This is a genomic window from Streptomyces bugieae (assembly GCF_036352915.1).
Taxonomy (GTDB): Bacteria; Actinomycetota; Actinomycetes; order Streptomycetales; family Streptomycetaceae; genus Streptomyces; species Streptomyces endophytica.
This window is the reverse complement of sequence record NZ_JAZBJP010000002.1, coordinates 272348-290701: the sequence shown is the minus strand read 5'-3', so window position 1 is coordinate 290701 and position 18354 is coordinate 272348. Positions and strand designations below refer to the sequence as shown.

8 protein-coding genes and 1 pseudogene are annotated in these 18354 nt (G+C 71.7%); 4 read left to right on the top strand and 5 right to left on the bottom strand.

Annotated features, from left to right (window positions below; genetic code table 11):
• Positions 1–21: 21 nt before the first annotated feature.
• Together V2J85_RS06475 and V2J85_RS06470 are read left to right on the top strand one after the other, a co-directional pair.
• Complete coding sequence (locus V2J85_RS06475; protein WP_330820884.1) at positions 22–6351, top strand: type I polyketide synthase; 6330 nt, start codon at positions 22–24, stop codon at positions 6349–6351.
• A 323-nt stretch (positions 6352–6674) separates the two neighbouring features.
• Complete coding sequence (locus V2J85_RS06470; RefSeq protein WP_330820883.1) at positions 6675–7202, top strand: ATP-binding protein; 528 nt, start codon at positions 6675–6677, stop codon at positions 7200–7202.
• A gap of 154 nt (positions 7203–7356) precedes the next feature.
• Here the strand turns inward: V2J85_RS06470 and V2J85_RS06465 are convergent, their stop codons facing one another.
• A complete protein-coding gene (locus V2J85_RS06465; RefSeq protein WP_330820882.1) occupies positions 7357–8769 on the bottom strand; it encodes an NsdA family TPR-like regulatory protein in 1413 nt (470 codons plus the stop codon).
• A gap of 753 nt (positions 8770–9522) precedes the next feature.
• Positions 9523–9696: pseudogene (locus tag V2J85_RS41230) on the bottom strand (IS1380 family transposase); the annotation flags it as partial.
• 216 nt (positions 9697–9912) lie between these two features.
• On the opposite strand from V2J85_RS41230, the gene rph reads away from it, so the two are divergent.
• The gene (rph, locus tag V2J85_RS06460) at positions 9913–12510 is read left to right on the top strand and encodes a rifamycin-inactivating phosphotransferase (protein ID WP_330820881.1); all 2598 of its coding nucleotides are present in this window, start codon (positions 9913–9915) and stop codon (positions 12508–12510) included.
• A gap of 71 nt (positions 12511–12581) precedes the next feature.
• On the opposite strand, the gene V2J85_RS06455 is transcribed toward rph, so the two are convergent.
• Together V2J85_RS06455 and V2J85_RS06450 are read right to left on the bottom strand one after the other, a co-directional pair.
• Positions 12582–15566, bottom strand: a complete 2985-nt coding sequence (locus V2J85_RS06455; protein ID WP_330820880.1) for a tetratricopeptide repeat protein — start codon at positions 15564–15566, stop codon at positions 12582–12584.
• Positions 15567–15586: 20 nt separating this feature from the next.
• The gene (locus V2J85_RS06450; protein WP_330820879.1) at positions 15587–16228 is read right to left on the bottom strand and encodes a hypothetical protein; all 642 of its coding nucleotides are present in this window, start codon (positions 16226–16228) and stop codon (positions 15587–15589) included.
• 307 nt (positions 16229–16535) lie between these two features.
• On the opposite strand from V2J85_RS06450, the gene V2J85_RS06445 reads away from it, so the two are divergent.
• On the top strand, positions 16536–17096 hold the full coding sequence (locus V2J85_RS06445; protein WP_261957841.1) for a hypothetical protein: 561 nt from the start codon (positions 16536–16538) through the stop codon (positions 17094–17096).
• A 136-nt stretch (positions 17097–17232) separates the two neighbouring features.
• Here V2J85_RS06445 and V2J85_RS06440 read toward each other — a convergent pair whose 3' ends face one another.
• Positions 17233–18069, bottom strand: coding sequence for a patatin-like phospholipase family protein (locus V2J85_RS06440; protein ID WP_330820878.1), 837 nt, complete (start codon positions 18067–18069; stop codon positions 17233–17235).
• Positions 18070–18354: the final 285 nt, after the last annotated feature.

The following is an 18354-nucleotide window of genomic DNA, read 5'->3' as shown; positions in this document are numbered from 1 at the left end:
ACGCCTACGTACGGAGACCCGATGAGCAACCACACGCTTCCTCCGGCCGCCGCGCCGCAGACCCCGACCGACACCGAGCGCATCGCCGTGATCGGCATGGGATGCCGGCTCCCCGGCGACACCCCCTCGCCCGCAGCCCTGTGGCGGCTGCTGTCCGAGGGCCGGGACGCGGTCGGCGAGCTTCCCCCCGAACGCCGGCGCCTCGTCCAGGGGGACTCGCTCGGCCGCGGAGATCCCGGAACACCGGCCTTCCAGCCGGGCGGCTACCTGCGCGAGGTGGCGGGCTTCGACGCCGCCTTCTTCGGCGTCGCGGGCGGGGAGGCCGATGTCCTGGACCCCCAGCACCGCCTGCTGCTGGAAGTCACCTGGGAGGCGCTGGAACACGCCGGCCTCCCGCCGGAACGGGTGCACGGCACCCCGACCGCCGTCTTCACCGGCATCAGCTACGGCGACTACATGGACCACCTGACCGGGACGCCCCGGGAACTCGAAGGATCGATCCTCACCAACGGCCACTGCGTGGCGGCAGGCCGGGTCTCGTACCTCCTGGGAGTGCACGGATCGAGCGTGGCCCTGGACACCGCCTGCTCCTCCTCGCTGGTGGCCGTGCACATGGCGCGCCAGGCCCTGTGCGCCGGCGAGTGTGACCTGGCGCTGGCCGGCGGCGTCACCCTGACCTTCCAGCCGCGCATCACCCGCTCCTTCGCCAGGATGGGCATGCTCTCCGCCAGTGGGCGCTGCCGTACCTTCGACGCCGGAGCCGACGGATTCGTCCGCGGCGAAGGCTGTGGCGTGGTCGTGCTCAAACGCCTCGACGACGCCGTTCGGGACGGTGACCGCGTACTGGCCGTAATCCGCGGGTCCGCGACGAACCAGGACGGTTCGTCCGACGGACTGGCCGCACCGTCGGCCGCCGCCCAGCGGGCCCTCTACCGGGAAGCCCTCGCGCGCTCCGGGATCGACCCCCAGGACGTGGGGATGGTCGAGACCCACGGCACGGGCACCCCGGTGGGTGACCCCATCGAGTTCGCCGGGCTGGCGGACGTCTACGGGGACGGCCCGGGCCGCTGCGCCCTGACCTCGGTGAAGACCAACGTCGGGCATCTGGAGCCGGCCGCCGGCGTCACCGGGCTGATCAAGGCCGTGCTGTGCCTGCAGCGCGGCGCCATCCCCGCGAACCTGCACTTCCGGCAGTGGAACCCGGCCATCTCGGCGGCCGACACCCGCTTCTTCGTGCCGACCGAGCTGACCGCCTGGCCCCTGCCGACACCGACCCGGCTGGCGGCGGTGTCCTCCTTCGGCTTCTCGGGCACCAACGCCCACGTACTGTTGGAGCAGGCCCCGCACACTTCGGCGCCCCGCCGTCACGAAGAGCCGGCCCCCTCCGCACCCGATGTCTTCCTCGTCCCGGCCGGCTCCCCGGACGTACTGCCCGCCGCGGCCGGAAGACTCGCGGAGTGGGTGTCCGGTGAGGGCGCGAACGTACCGCTGCGGGACCTCGCGCACACCCTCGCCCTGCGGCGCTGCGCCGGCCGCGGCCGGCTGGGCGTCGTGGCCTCGGGGCGCCGCGAACTCCTCGGCGCCCTCCGCGCGTTCGCCGACGGCCAGCGCCACCCCGCGGTGGTGACCGGGGCGGCGGTGGGCGCGGCGGTGGCGCGGCAACCGGTCTGGGTGTTCTCCGGCCACGGATCCCAGTGGCCCGGAATGGGACGCGGCCTGCTGAAGACCGAACCCGCCTTCCGGGAGGCGTTGAGCGAGGTCGGCGAACTCATCCGGGCACAGAGCAAGGTCTCCGTGGTCGACGTCATCCGGAAGGGCAAGCCCGTCAAGGGCTGTGGCGAGGTGCAGCCGGTGCTGTTCGCGCTGCAGATCGCGCTCGCCGCGACCTGGCGCTCGTACGGCGTCGAACCCGCCGCGGTCATCGGCCACTCCATGGGCGAGGTCGCGGCGGCGGTGGTGGCCGGTGCCCTGACGCTCGGCGACGGGGTCCGGGTGATCTGCCGCCGCTCCGGCCTGCTCAGTGACATCGCGGGCACCGGCGGCATGGTGAGCGTGGGACTGAGCGCCGATGCGGTCCGCGAGGAACTCGCGGACGGCGCGGCCGAGACCGTGTCGGTCGCCGTGCTGTCCGCGCCGGACACGACCGTGGTGGCCGGACGCACCGCGGAGGTGAGCCGGCTGGCCGCCGCCTGGGAGGCCCGGGGGGTCCCGGTCTTCCCGATCGCCGTGGACGTCGCCTCCCACTGCCCGCTGGTAGACCCGGTCCTCCCCGCACTGCGCTCGGCGCTGGCCGGGCTGACGCCGCGGCCGCCCACGGTGCGGTTCTACTCGACCGTGGTGGAGGCAGGCGCCACCCCGTCCTTCGACGCCGACTACTGGTGCGACAACCTGCGCCGCCCCGTGCGGTTCGCCGAGGCGGTGGCCGCCGCGGCGGCCGACCGGCACCAGGTCTACGTCGAGCTCTCACCCCATCCCGTCGTCACCCACTCCGTCGAGCGGAGCCTGTCCGGGCTGGTCACCTCCCCGGCCGTGCTGCCCACGCTCCGCCGCGAGGAGGACGAACCGACCACGCTGCGGACCCAGCTCGCCGCACTGCACTGCGCCGGAGTCCCGGTGAACTGGCGGCGCCTGTACGACGGCGGAGCCCTCGTCGACGCTCCCACCCTCACCTTCGACCGGCGCCACCACTGGGCCGAGGCCGCACACCGCTCCGCACCGGCCGGCCCGGTCGACTCCCCCCTGCCCGGCCGGCACTCCGAAGTGCCGGGCGAACCCGTGCGGCACTGCTGGCGCGCCGACACCGGCACCGACGCACTGCCCTGGCTCGCCGATCACCAAGTCCACGGCTCCCCGGTCATGCCCGGCGCGGCCCACTGCAGCATCGCGCTCGCGGCGGCCGCCGAGGCCTTCGGGACCGCGCCGCACCAAGTCGACATCACCGACGTCCACTTCGAGCAACTGCTGCGACTGGACCGGCAGACCGACCTCAGCACCGTCGTGACGATGGCCGCGCCCGACCGGGCACACTGCGAGATCCTCGCGCGCGGCGAGGACGGCGACTGGGAGCGGCAGGCCGACGCGGTGCTGCACCGGCTGACCGTACGACCGGACACCCGGCCGCGGCCCATCGAGGCCCTCACGGTGCGCCATCCGGTCCGGTTGGACCCGGGCGACCTGTACCGCAATCTGCGCCGGCGCGGCCTGGAACACGGTCCGGCCTTCACCGGCATCACCGAACTGCGCACCGAACGCCATCACGGCAGCTATCTCGCCAAGGTCACCCTCCCGGCCCGGGCGAAGGACCCCGCACCCGGTCTCGCGGTCCATCCCGTCCTGCTCGACGTATGCGCCCAGCTCGCGGTGGCACCGCTGATGCACGAGGACGACAGCGCACCGGTGCTGCCCGTGGCCGTGCAGGCGGTGCGCGTCCTGGGCGATGCCGCGCAGGCCGAGTACTGCCACGCGCACATCAGCGAGAACGCGCCGGACAGCGTGGTCGCCGACGTCCGGCTCCTGGACGGCAACGGTGCGGTCGTGCTCGCCGTCAACGGCCTGCGCTTCACACGGCGGGCCGCACACAGCGCGCCGGCGGCCGACGACTGGCTGCTGGAAATCGGCTGGCACTCCGCGCCCCGGACCACGACCGATGCCGGCCAGGCGCCGGGAAGCTGGTTCCTCGTGGGGGAGGCGGACGGCTCGGCCCGCGTCCTGGCCGCCGCACTGCGTACCCGCTGCGCCCGTACCAGCGTCTGGGACCGTCCGCTGGACGACACGCCCCTCGACACCCTCCGCAACTCCCTCAGCGAACGCCTGGCCGCCGGACTCCAACCGCCGCGCGGCGTGGTGCTGGTGTGCGGCCGGCAGAGCGGTGCCGAGCCGACCGAGGATTCGTTGCGGCGCACCCGCAGACTGCTCGCCGTCCTGCAGGCCGTCGCCGCGAGCGCGTCGTCTCCGCGGCTGTACGTCCTCACCCAGGGGGCCCGGGACGTACTGCCGGACGACACCGTCGACGTCGGGCAGAGCAGCCTCCGGGGACTGGTGCGGGTCGGTGCCCTGGAGCACCCGGAACTGCGCCCGACCCTGGTGGACGCCGACTCCCGGAACGCCGACCCCGCGGACGTGGCGGAGGAGTTGCTGGCCGACGCCGGCGACGACGAGGTCGCGCTGCGCGCCGGCGACCGGTGGGTGGCCCGGCTGCGGCGCGCCCCGGCCGAGCAGGAACGTCCGCTGACCCCGTGCGCCGTGCAGTACGGCGTCGACGGGTTCCGGCTGCGTGCGGCCCGGCTGGGCGATCTGTCGAGCCTGGAGTACGCCGTGATCCGGCGGCGCCCGCCGCAGCGCGGTGAGGTCGAGGTGCGGGTCACCGCGGCCGGCCTGAATTTCCGGGACGTGCTGACCGCGTTGGGTCTGCTCCCCGGCGACGAGGACGTCCGCTACCGCATCGGGTTCGAATGCTCCGGTGTCGTCAGCGCGGTGGGCGCCGGGGTGGACCATGTGCAGGTCGGGGACGAGGTGGTCGCCATCGACCTGCGGGGCGGGGCGTTCGGCTCGTTCCTGACCGTCCCGGCCGAGGGGGTGGCGCCGATCCCCGCCGGCCTCGGGCCGGTCACCGCGGCGGGTCTGCCGGTCGCCTTCGTGACGGCCTGGTACGCCCTGCGGCATGTCGCCCGCCTCGCGGCCGGGGAGCGGGTGCTGATCCACTCGGCCACCGGCGGGACCGGGCTGGCGGCGATCGCGGTGGCCCGGGCACTGGGGGCCGACGTACTGGCCACGGCCGGCAGCACGGACAAACGCCGCTACCTCCGCGGCATGGGCATCCGGCACGTCATGGACTCCCGCTCCCTGGAGTTCGGGGAGCGCGTCCGTGAGGCGACCGGCGACGGCGTCGACGTCGTGCTCAACTCGCTCTCCGGCGCGGCGATCCGCACCGGACTGGAGACGCTCCGCCCGTTCGGCCGGTTCGTGGAGCTCGGGGTGCGCGACATCCTCTCCGACGCACCGCTGGGGATGCTGCCCCTGCGCCACAACGTCACCCTGCGCACCGTGGACCTGATCGAGCTGTGCCGTCACCGTCCCAACGCGTTCGCCCGGGTGTGGCAGGAGGTCCTCGACGAGTTCACGGCCGGCCGGCTCACACCACTGCACTGCACCGAATACCCGCTGTCCGAAGCCACGACGGCCTTCCGCACGATGGCCGCCGCCGACCACATCGGCAAGATCGTGCTGGCCGTGCCGCACGCCGGCCAGGCCCGCGCCGCGCTGCCCGAGATGGGGCTGCCGGTCCGGAAGGGCAGCGCCTACATCGTCACCGGCGGACTGCGCGGTCTGGGACTGGCCACCGCACGCTGGCTCGCCGCGAACGGGGCCGGTCACCTCGTCCTCAACGGGCGTTCCGCCCCCTCCCCGGACGCCGCACGGCAGATCGCCGACCTGGGCAAGGACACCACCAAGGTGTCGGTGGTACTCGGCGACATCGCCGAACCGGGCACCGCCGAGCGGCTGGTGACGACCGCGGCGACCGGGGGCTTCCCCCTGCACGGGGTGGTGCATTGCGCCATGGTCCTGGACGACGCGGCCCTCACCAACGTCACCGACGAACAGTTGGAACGGATCTGGCTGCCGAAGGCCGCGGGTGCCTGGCGGCTGCACCACGCCACGGAAGGGTGCCCGCTGGACTGGTTCGCGGCGTTCTCCTCGATGGCCTCCCTGCTCGGCAACGCCGGCCAGGGTGCCTACGCCGCGGCGAACTCCTGGCTCGACGGCTTCGCGGCCTGGCGCTCCGCCCGCGGCCTGCCCACCCTGGCGGTGAACTGGGGCCCGTGGGGCCAGACCGGTGTCGCCACCGACTTCGGCCGGCGCGGCTACCACACCATCCCCACCGATCAGGGCATGGCCGCACTGCACGCCCTGCTGTCCCGGCGGCGCGTGCAGACCGGTGTGCTCCCCGGGCCGTCGGAGACCTGGCTCCCGCCCACGGGCCGCCATCTCCCCTTCTTCAGCGCGGTCTCGACCGAACGGCCCGCCAAGGCTGCCGAAGTCCCCGACGACACCGGGGAGTTGCGGGACTGGCTCAGCGCTCTGCCCACCGGCCTGGCGCGCAGGGCAGCACTGGAGGAGCGTCTGGCGGACCACGTCCGGGCGGTGCTGCGCCTGGGCGACGGCACCGTCGACCCGCAGATCCCGCTGAAGTCCCTGGGGTTCGACTCGCTTCTGGCCATGGAGCTGCGGGTGCGCATCGAGCGGACCTTCGCCGTCTCGGTGTCACGGAACTTCGTGTGGCAGCACCCCACCTTGGCCGATCTCGCCGTGGGCGTCGCGGACCTTCTGGGACTGGAACTGACCGCCACGTAACGCGGCCCGGAACGCTCTCTCCCGTTCGGCGGACACCTCGAAGGTGTCCGCCGAACGCGGTGCTGTCCGGCGGCGATTATTCAGTTACGGCACCAATTGCTCTCCATTACCGCCATTCCCGCACAACGTTTTCTTGCGGTGATAGTATTTCGCCTCCCCATGTCTCCGCACCCCTTTTCGCGCTTCACGATGCGCCTTCCGTAATGCCCGTGGTGCTGTTTCAATGAATGTGGAAAAGCAGCTGAGGAATCCCGGGCGTTATTCCGCCTGAGGGTTCTCCCATGGGTACGGGGGTCCGAAAGGAACCTAGGAAAGGGGTAGTCATGTTACCCATCATCGAAGAGGCCGACATTGAACTGACGGCCCACCAGGTCGAGAACTGGCCCGACGCGAAGGCCACGGTCATGTCGCCCGAACACTGGCGTGCCGGCAAGCAGACCGCATTCAGCCTGCCGGCACTGGAGCGCTCGGTGCCGGTCTGCCGCGCCCTGGCCCGCGCCTGGCTCGACGGGCAGCGGATCCAGGGTGACGACACCCGCTACCTCATCCTGCTCACCCTGTCCGAACTCGTCACCAACGCGATCCAGCACTCCGGCGCCCTCCGCATCACGTGCCAACTGCGCCGGTCCGCGGGCCAGGTACACATCGAGGTCCACGACGGCGGCGGGACCCCGTGGGTGACGCGCCGACGGTACCCGGACCACGGCCAGGAAAGCGGCCGCGGTCTGGAACTGGTCGCCAAGTCCTGCCTGCAGTGGGGCCGCCGGACGGAGACCGGCGACGGCTGCACGGTCTGGGCGACGGTGCCACTGTCCACGTGCGCACCCGTCGGCCGCCTCCCACAGCCGTGACCGCACATGACCAGCGCCTCCCGCTGCCCGCTCCCCGTACTCCGCGCACCGGCCGCGGCAGCCTCGACGGTCGACGGCCAGACAGGTTCGCTTCCCTCTCTCCCCTCCGAAGCGGGACGATCTGCCTGGCTGCCGGCGCCACTTCCGGCGCCCGTCAGTCGCTGGACGCACGCTGCGGGGGCAGATGTGCCTCGCACTCCTGCACCAGCACGGCGAACTCACTGGCGGGTCTGGTATCTCGGTAGGGGCGGAGCCCCGCGAGGAACTGCTCCAGATACTTCCTGCCCAGTGCCGACCGCAGTTGCCGCAGCAGACCCACGGCCTCTTCGGCCACCCGGCACGCCTCCTCCACCTCACCGGCCTGCACCTGTGCCGACGCCAGCAGCAGCAGATCGATCGTCCGGCGGCGCACCCGCGTCCTCGGGTGCCGGGCGAGCGCCTCGGCGGCCCGGCGAGCGGCCTGCCGGGGCTGCTGCAGATCCCGGTGGCAGTGCGCCAACTCGTCGGCCAGATAGGCCCGGTCGAAGTGCGCCAGCCATTCCGGCGCGTCAACCGGATCCGCATGTGCCATCGCCTCCAGGGCCTTGTCCCTGAGCATCCCGCACGTCCGCGAATCGCCGAGCAGAGCGTATCCGCGGGCCTCGGCCACGTAGAACAGCGCCTGCGCGGCCGGTGGCGCCTGCCCCCGCGTCCCTTCCTGGGCGGCCCGCGCGAGCTGCACCGCTTCCCGGGCACAGCCCGCGTCCACGGCGAGCCGGCTCAGCCCGGCCGCCAGCACATAGCCGCCGTAGCACCTCTCGTCCGCCGCCTGCGCGAGCCGCAGCGCCTGGATGTAGTACCGCTGCGCCAGGCCGGGCCGGCCGGTGTCCATCGCGGTGTACCCGGCGAGCTCGGTCAACCGGGCCGCAACAGCGAACAGCTGGCGTCCGGTGGTCTCGCTGTAGCTCCCGGCGAACAGCCCCGACAGCACGCTGTTCAGACACGACACCACCACCGGCCGCACATAGCCGCCCCCCACCCTGTGGTCGAGTTCCGCCAGCCCCCGGGTCGTCATCCGCACCATCTCGACCTCGTCCAACCCCGCGCGCGGCCCCAGCCGGCGGCTCTGCGCCACTTCCGGGTCGACGGCACTGATCAGCCAGTCCCGCGTGGGTTCGACCAACGCCGCGGTGCCCATGGTCGTACCGGACAACGCCTCACTCGACTCCGCGTCCATCTGCCACAACTCGCGCACCTGTCCCAGCGCGTCCTTCACATCGGAGGCGAAATGCAACCCGACCCCGCAGGTCACGCTGTTACCGTTGGCCATTCCGATCTGGTCGGTGGAGACTGTCCGTCCGAGCCTGCTGCTCAGCGCCTCGGCGATGATGGCAGGGACGCGGCCGCGCGGCTGCTGACCCCTCAACCACCGGCTGACAGACGTCTTGTCGTACCGGAGGTCGAGCCCCTGCTCGCGTCCCAGCACGTTCACCTGGCGGGCGAGAGCGGAGTTGGACACCGCGGCCTCCTGGATGAGCGACCGCAGCCGCTGATTGCTCTGACGCGCGAACACAGGTCGAGCGGCCATGGTGTGCCTCCAAGCACATGCGGAAGACGCTTTACGTTGGCATATCCAGTGTTATGGGACTGCAAAGGTCATTACCCAACAACCGGGAATGATCCGTCATGACTCCAGTCAAGTCACCACCACAGCATCGCGCACAGTAGTGCGGGCGCAGGACTGAGCGCCGGGAGCCGCCGGGTGACGTTCCTCCACCCCTTCGCACCCGCCGGACGCCCCGCGCCGGTCAAACACACCCGCGCAACCGCCAACGCCCCTTTCCATGACCGTTCCCCCGCCGCCCCAGCCCGACCAGCCCACTCGGCAGTGGCCCCCCGGCCGTGCGACGCCTCGCCCCAGCGGGACCGACGAAGCCTGCCTCGTCCATGGCTGCGCCCCCGAACAGACGCACCAGCGCGCGTCCGGCGCGTGCACCGTGTTCGTCACTACGGGGAGAGATGCGGCCCACTCCACGGAGGGTTGGCGCGGGTAAGCGGTTCGCCAACTGCAGGCCAAGGAAGCGGCGTGTGTGCTTCTTTCTGGTCATCTCTGCTTATGGATACGGTGGCCCATAGGTCAACCCCGCAGCCCTCATCGGCTTCCCTCACCACGCCCTTGCCGATTCATCGGTACCCGTCGCGGAATTGCCCGCGCCCCATGCTGCGAGCATTTCCCTCAGAACGGCAATCCGTTGCCCAGTCGGCGTTCCGCCCGTTGGAATACGCGCAGGCGCACGGAGATCGGATTCCCCGGGGACGGCGGTGCCCACCATCAAAACCACCATTTCCGGTGGCGAGAGCAGGAGACCCTACGGATCGCGGCCAGGGCTTTGGGCCCGGCTGCGGCCAGCGTGTCGATCAGGCGCGGGACGGTCGGATCAGAGGCCACCGGTGCCAACGCGTCCGGCTCTGCCCGCAGTAGACCGACATCGGCCAGGCAGTCTCCGCCGAGTGCGGTTCGCCTGGGCGCCGGCCCCGATGGGACATCTGCCTGGGCCAACGGCAAAAGACAAAGGCAAGGAGAGCTCTCTCCTTGCCACTCTCAACATATAGCGCGTTGGGGGGCTTGCCGCAAGACCCGGGTCACGGCGCAGAATCATCGCCCGATGCCACAACCTGCGGAAATGGGGGGGGCAGCACGACGTGCATGTGTTGAGGGAAGGCAGTTGAGATGACTGAGCAGTACGTGTGCCATCTTCACGAGGTTGACGAGACGCAGGTCGCGGTCGTCGGCGGCAAGGGCGCGCACCTGGGCGGGCTGTCGCGGATCGACGGCATCCGCGTGCCGGCCGGTTTTTGCGTGACGACGGACGCCTTCCGGCGGATCATGGCGGAAGCGCCGTCGATCGACGAGCGGCTCGATCAGCTGTCGCGCTTGAACCCGGACGACCGGGAGGCGATCCGCACGCTCAGCGCGCAGATCCGCCGGACCATCGAAGCGATCGCCCTCCCGGACGACCTCGCGGCGGCGATCACCCGCGCGCTCGCCCAGCTCGGCGAGCAGGACGCCTACGCGGTCCGATCCAGCGCGACGGCAGAGGACCTGCCGACCGCCTCCTTCGCCGGCCAGCAGGACACGTATCTGAACATCGTGGGTCCGACGGCGATCCTCCAGCACGTCAGCCGGTGCTGGGCCTCGCTGTTCACCGAGCGGGCCGTGACCTACCGCCAGCGGAACGGCATCGACCACCGTACGGTCCACATGGCCGTGGTCGTGCAGCAGATGGTGTTCCCGCATGCGGCCGGCATCCTGTTCACGGCCGACCCCGTCACAGGCAACCGCAAGGTCGCCACCGTGGACGCCGGCTTCGGCCTCGGCGAGGCCCTGGTCTCCGGCCTGGTGAACCCGGACGTCTTCAAGGTGCGGGACGGCGAAGTCGTCGCCAGGACGATCGCCGCCAAACAGCGTGCCCTTCACGCCCTGCCGGCCGGCGGCACGCGGGAAGTGGCGATCGACCCGCAGCAGCAGGGGCAGCCGGCGCTGACGGACGCGCAGGTCCTGGAGCTCGTGCGGCTCGGACGGCGGATCGAAGCGCACTTCGGCCGCCCGCAGGACATCGAGTGGTGCCTGGTCGATGAGGGCTTCCGGATCGTTCAGAGCCGGCCGATCACCACGCTGTTCCCCATTCCCGAGATCGGCGACCAGGAGAAGCACGTCTACCTCTCCGTCGGCCATCAGCAGATGATGACCGACCCCATGAAGCCCCTGGGGATCTCCATGTGGCAGCTGACGGCCATGACGCCGATGCACGAGGCCGGCGGGAGGCTGTTCGTCGACGCCACCGCGCGCCTCGTCTCGCCCGTGGGCCGCGCCGGCCTCCTGGACCTCTTGGGGAAATCCGATCCGCTGTTCAGGGATGCGCTGGAGACCGTCCTGGACCGCGACGATTTCGTCCCGTCGCTCCCGGACACGGGCCCTGCCGGGCCGCCGGCCGGCGGTGCGCCCGCCCCCATCGAGACCGATCCGAGCATCGTCACCGAGCTGATCGAGCGCAGCCAGGCATCCATCGCCACCCTGCAGCGCGACATCCGCACGAAGTCCGGACCGGCGCTTTTCGACTTCCTGTTGGAGGCCTTCGAGGAGCACAAGCGCGTCCTCAGTGATCCGCTGAACTTCCAGGCGATCATGGCGGGCATGGAGGCCACATGGTGGCTCAACGACAAGCTGCAGGAGTGGCTCGGCGAGAAGAACGCGGCTGACACGCTCACGCTGTCCGCCCCCGACAACGTCACGTCGGAGATGGGACTGGCGCTGCTCGACGTCGCAGACGTGATCCGCCCGCATGCTGAGGTGGTGGCCTTCCTGCAGGGCGTCGAGGACGACAACTTCCTCGACGAGCTGGCGAAGCTCCCGGGTGGGACCGAAGCACGCGATGCCATCGAGGCCTACCTCGACCGGTACGGCATGCGCTGCGTCGGCGAGATCGACATCACGAGGCCGCGCTGGCGCGAGCGCCCGACCACGCTGGTGCCCGTGATCCTCGACAACGTGAGGATCTTCGAGGCGGGCGCCGCCGGGCGGCGCTTCGAGCAAGGGCGCCAGGAGGCGCAGCAGAAGGAACAGGACGTGCTGTCACGCCTGCGGGCCCTGCCGGACGGGGAGCAGAAGGCCGTCGAGACCAAGCGGATGATCGACCGGGTCCGGACCTTCATCGGGTACCGGGAGTACCCGAAGTACGGCATCGTCAGCCGCTACTTCGTCTACAAGCAGGCCCTGCTGGAGGAGGCCGAGCGCCTCGTGCAGGCCGACGTGCTTGCTGAGCAGGAGGACGTCTTCTACCTCACGTTCCAGGAGTTCCACGACGTCGTGCGCTCGCACCAGGTGGACGACCGGCTCATCCAGCAGCGCAAGGACGCGTTCCGGTCGTACCACGCGCTCACACCGCCCCGGGTGCTGACATCGGACGGCGAGGGTGTCACCGGGGCGTACCGGCGCGACGACGTGCCGGCCGGTGCCCTGATCGGCCTACCGGTTTCCGCCGGGACCATCGAGGGCAGGGCCCGCGTCATCCTCGACATGACGCAAGCCGATCTCGAAGCGGGCGACATCCTGGTCACGACCTTCACGGACCCCAGCTGGTCGCCGCTGTTCGTCGGAATCGCGGGCCTGGTGACGGAGGTGGGCGGCATGATGACCCATGGCGCGGTGATCGCCCGGGAGTACGGCCTGCCGGCCGTCGTGGGCGTGGAGCAGGCCACCCGGCTGATCCGGGACGGGCAGCGGATCCGCGTACACGGCACCGACGGGTACGTCGAGATCCTGTCTTGACCGACCGGACCGAGTAGCCCCATGTCCCCATCAGGACCACCCGCCAAGCGGCCGTTCAATGAAGGGGGCGACTACCACGGCAGATCTGGATACGGCGGCAGGCCGCCGCTGTTGACCCAGTTCCGGACGCGTTCGACCGTACTGGCGTCGTGCGCGTCCGTCAGCGTCGCGGCTCGGGTCAGTGGGGCCTGCGCGGCGGTGAGGCGGCCGAGTCGGGCGTGGGCGAGGGCTACGCACACCAGGGCCCGGGCTTCCTGAACTCGGTCGTCGAGCGCGCCCCAGAGCCGCGCGGCGGTGTCGTAGGCGGCGGCGCTGGCATCGTGGCGGCCGTCGGCTTCGCGGTGGAGCCGGCCGAGGTACATCAGCGTGGTGGCCTGCAGTTCCTGTTCGCCGGCAGCGCGGAAGTGGTCGCGCGCTCGGGCGAAGTGCCGGGCGGCCGGACCGGTGTGGCCCTGACTGGACTCGATGCCGCCGAGCTGCATCAGCGCGCGCCCGAGCAGGCCGGGATCGGGTGCGCGCGCGCTGCGTGCCGTGCGCACCGCGTCTTCCAGGTGGTCCTGGGCGCGGCGCCACTCGCCGCGGTCGCGGTGGGCGAGACCGAGGTCGATGAGGACTCCGGCGGTGAGCGATGCGTCGTGTGCCTGCCGGGCGCAGCGGACGGCCGCGTGGAGCGTGGAGAGGGCGCCGGACGCGTCACCCGAGCGGGCATGGGCCCGGGCGAGGGCGTGGAGCGCACGGGCCCGGCCCGCGGTGTCCGCGGTGCGTCGGCAGCTCTCGTGAGCCTGCTGCAGCAACCGGACCGCGCCCCTGGTGTCGCCCTCGGCGAGCAGGATCTCGCCGAGGTTGAGTTGTGCCCCGCTCTCCACATCCGCCGCACCCGCCCTGCGGGCGCGGCGGATACCGTCCCGTAGCGCGGCGACGGCCTCTTCGGTGCGGCCCGTGCGGTAGAGGCTGATTGCCTGGTTGCAGTTCAGTCGGCACTCGTCGGCGGGCTGTCGCAGCACGCGGTACAGCTCCTGGCTGCGCCGATAGGCGGTGACGGCCCGGGCGGAGTCGCCCGCGGCGTCGTGGGTGATGCCGGACTGTTCCAGCACGGTGGCGTGACCGGCCCGGTCCCCGTCGTCCTGGTAGCGCTGCGCCGCCTCGGCAAAGGCGGCGTGGGCGTCGTCGTAACGCCGCAGCGCCCGGTGGGCGGTGCCGAGCCGGACCAGAATGTGCGCGGCGCGGTCGCCGTCGAGGGCCGCGGTGTAGTGCGCGGCGGCGCGGTCGTGCTGGGCCCGTGCGGTGGCGATGTCGCCCAGTTCGATGAGGCAGGTGCGCTCATGAGGACCACAGGTGGCCTGGCCGGCCGGGCCGCGGTGCAGCCGGTGCGCCTCGGCTGCGGCACGGTGGGCTGCTTCCAGTTCCCCCAACTGCCGCAGGACCCGGGCGAGTCGGTACAGCGCCTGCGCGAGCGGAAGATGCCCACCGGTGGACCGCAGTTGGCGTACGGCGCGGGTGAGCAGGGTCCTGGCGCGGGCGTATTCGCCACGCGCCTCGTGCAGCCGGCCCGTGTTTGCCAGGGCCATGGCGTGGGCGGTGCCGTCTGCGGCGGCCGCCGCGGCGGAGGCCGCGTGCTGCGCGGTGGCCTGCCAGGCAGCCAGCTCCTCCTGCTCCTCCAGGTGCGGCGCGAGGGCGAAGGCGAGCCGCCAGGCATACGGGCGAAGCGGGGCCGGCAGCCCGGCGGCCTGTTCCACCAGGGCGAGCAGGTTCTCCAGCTGCTGATCCAGCCAGCCGGACCGCCGGGGCGCGCCCGCGGTCAACTGCTCCTCGTACCACTCCAGGACCCGCCCGAGGGCAGACCGGCGCACGCTGTCGTCGTCCTGCTCGGCCGAGCGCTCGTGGGCGAAGAGACGCAGCAGGTCATGGAAGTGGATCTGGCCGGGTCCCGCGGCGTCCGACTCCACCAGATGGAGCCGGATCAGCCGGTCCAGGGCGGCCCTGGCCTCCGGCAGCGGCACCCCCACCGTGCGGGCGGCGGCCTCGTACGGGAGATCGACGGTGTGCGCGACGGCAGCGAGCCGGAAGAGCCGTTGCTCGGTGTCGGTCAGTTCGCGGTAGCTGAGCTGGAAGCTGGCGCGTACGTCGAGATGGCCGGAGGCCAGGGTGGCCAGCCGCTGGCGTTCGTCGGCAAGCCGGGCGGAAAGGTCACGCATGGTCCAGCCCGGGCTGTGCTTGAGCCGGGAGCCCGCGATCCGCAGAGCGAGCGGCAGCCGCCCGCAGAACCTCACGACGTCATCCGTGCTCTGCCGGTCGGCGTTGACCGCGTCGACGCCGACGATGCGGGTCAGCAGCTCGACCGCTTCGGCATCGGTGAAGACGTTGAGGGTGAGGGAGTGCGTCGCCTCCAACCCGGCCAGCCGGGAGCGGCTTGTGATCACTATGGTGCACGAGGCGCTGCCGGGCAGCAACGGCCGCACCTGTGCCTCACTGGAGGCGTTGTCCAGCAGGATCAACGCTCGCTTGCCCGCGAGCAGGGTCCGGTAGCGCGCGGCGGCGGCCTCCACGGTGCGTGGGACGCGGCGCTCGCCGAGGCTGTGCAGGAACTGCTCCAGCACCGCCAGCGGCTCCGCGGGCTCCGGATCGTCGTCCGCGCCCCGGAGGTTGGCGTACAACCGGGCGTCCGGGAACCGCCCCACCACACGGTGCGCGAGATGGATCTGCAGGGTGGACTTGCCCACGCCGGGTGTGCCGTCGATGGCGGAGATCAGCAGCGTTCGCGAGCCGGCCTTGATCAGCCGCTGGAGCTCCAGCAACTCCTCCTCACGGCCGGTGAAGTCGCCCACGTCCCGCGGGAGTTCGTCAGGTGCTGCGGTCGCGCCCGGTTCGCCCGTCGTGGAGGCACGGACCTGCAAGGTGACGGCCAGCGCCAGCAGGGCGCCCTCCACCGCCCAGGGCGCCCACCCGCTACCGCCGACCCAGTCCTTGACCGTGTCGGTGGCCACGCCCTGCACGATCGCCAGCAGGCTCGCCGCGGCGGCGGGCAGCGCGGCAGGCAGGTACCGGCGGTGGCGCATGCGACGGCTCGTCCCCGCCACTACGGAATGATGGGCACCCGCGGGGCCGGCGGGGCCACCGGCGCGAGGTGCGGGACCTCAACCCGCGGCGGATCGATCGGCACCGACTTCCTGCCGGACGAGCCGGGACCCTCCTGGACGCGGCCCTGCCCGGCGCCCGACCAGCCCGGATAGTTGACCGAGCCCTGCGTGGGGAGAACGCCGGGATAGCGGCCGCCGAAGCCGGGGGTCGGGTAGCCGTTGGAGCCGTAGCCGAATCCGTACCCGCAGGTGTTGTAGGCGGGGAGGCGGACCTCCTCGTACCACACCTTCAGCTTCTTCAGCCCGTGCGCGCCCTTGCCGACCCCGTAGAGGTGGGGGAGCTTCAGCGTCTTGCCCACGTGCAAGCACGGCCCACCGGAGTCCAGCGCGGACTCCGCCGCTGTCCCCGACTCCTCAGCCCCGCTCGTCGAGGCGTGGGGCGTGGGAGTGGAAGTGGGCGTGGGCGTCGATGACGGTTCCTCCGGGCTCACGGAGGCTGCCGGCGGGCGCGCCGTGCGGTGGGCTTGTACCTGCCGGTCGGCCCCGCCGCTCACACCGGCGTAGAGCCCGGCGGCCATCCCGAAGAGCACCACTCCCGAGAGCGCGGCCCCCGGTGTCACACCACGCCTCGGAGTGCGCATGGACGTTCACCCCCTCTCCCGCTCACGGTAGGGGAGAGGGGCCCCACCATGACGGGATTCCATTGGAAAAGGCTGACTTTCGGCCACCGACCGTCGTCGCCGCCTCGCACACGGTCGCGTCCGCGGTGGCTTCATCACGCCGGCGTGAATCGTGGGCTCAGCCCGCCCTGTCCGGGGGAGGGCGGGAAGGCACGGATCACGCCAATCTCCCACGCTCCAAAGGAAGTTGCGCCGATCCGTTGACCGTCGGATCGGCGCCGCTCAACGATGTGGGGTCGCATCCCCCACCCCTGCCCCAGGAGGCAGCATGCAACGCTCCCGAGCGGTAGCCGTCGGCACTCTCATCCTGCTCACCTGCACCGCCGCAGGCGCACACGCCGCGGAGCCGAAGGGCAAAGCGCCCACTGCCGTGTCCTGGTGCGAGCAGCAGGGTGGCACCGCGCAGAAGGAAGTGCCCTACTACACCAAGACCGGTACGCAGATGGTCCAGCTGGGCGGTGAGCGGGAGATGTGTACGTTCAGCGCCAAGGACGGCTCCCGGATCATGATCGCGGCCGACTCGCTGGCCGCCGACAAGCCCACCCTGGCCGCCCTCGCCTACCTTCATGCACCGAAGGATCCCGGTGGCAAGCCGGGCAATCCGTCCATCGCCTACTGCCAGACCCTCAACGGCACGGCGATGTACGGCCCGAGGCCGACCGACGGCGGCGGCTGGGCGCCGCCCGGCGAAACCCGTCCGGACAAGGCCGTCACCGCCTGCATGTTCGGCGACGGATCGCTGATCGATGCCTGGGGACTCAAGTACAAGGAAGGTGGTGTCATACGGGGTGCCGACCTCACCAAGAAATTCCGCGCCGCCATCCCCTGAGCCCGTGACGTGGCCCGGGCCACGTCGGTCCACGGTGGAGCGACAGCAGGGCGGCAGCGCTCGCCCATGTGCCTGAGCCGGAGTGCAGGACGGGCCCGGAGCTCCATGCCCCCACCCGGCCGGGCCGCCCCGAACCTCACCTCTCCAGCAGCCGCCGCACGGACGGCACTGCCGCCAGGCCGTCCTCGTACCCGAGCACGGCCGCCACGCCCCGTACGTCCGGGTCGAAAGGATCGGCGCCGAAGCCTGCGCGTGCTCGTTCGGACGGCTCGATGACCACCGCCCGGTCGAGGACCTCCTGGCGTTCCTCGCTCGCGTAGGCCGGCAGCTCCGGCATCGGCCGGAGCACGATCACGCGGTCGGCGTCCCGGGCGAGTTCGGCGTTGGTGGCGGAGAAGGTCGCACCGTCGATGTAGTTCTCCTCTCCGATGGCGACCACCGGCCACAGTCCGGGGACGGCGCAGCTGGCGGTGAGGGCGTCGACGAGGCCGACCCCCGATGTGCTGGTGAAGACACTTCTGCTGCCGTCCCCGCGCACCGCGGTGACGCTGAAGCGGTCGCTGGGCCAGGAGTCTTCCGCCACCCGCTGGGCGACGGCGTCACGACGTCGGGACGGTTCGGTTCCGGAGCGCTCGTGGGACAGTTGCATGAACCGTCGGGTCTTCGCCGCCAGGGAATCCTCACTGCCGTGGACGGCGAGGATCTCCGGCATCACGTCGGTGAGGGCCACTGCCGGGGCGAGTTCGTCATTGCGGCGCCACTTGCGCACCACTCTGTCGTACTCGGCGCGCGCCGCCCCGGCCTGGAGCACGGCGGCCGCGACGGCGGCGCCGGCGGACGTTCCGATCACGTGGTCGACGGTGTCCAGGCGGAGGGACCCGGATTCTTCGAGTGCCGCGAGCGCGCCGATGGTCCAGCCGATCCCGGCGAGCCCGCCGCCTCCGAGCACCAGTGCCGTCGAATCGTGCGACATGCGCATCCCCCTCGCGTGGTCGGGCCGGTCGGCCGCTGTGCCGTGTCCGCTGTTCAGCCCGATCTTGAAGCGATCTATTCCGAGCGCTCGTCCCGCAATCCCCACCCGCCGGGGTGGGGCGGGGGAGCGACAACGACCCCTGGCCATCCGGCCGTTGTGATGAGCCCCGAGTTGGGGGCCGGTCCTGGTCCGGTCGAGGAGCCCGTCGACGCGCCTCCGGCGGAGGACGTCTGCCCCCGCCCGGTGGTGGCGTCGACCCCTCGCTCGCTGGAGATCGACGACTAC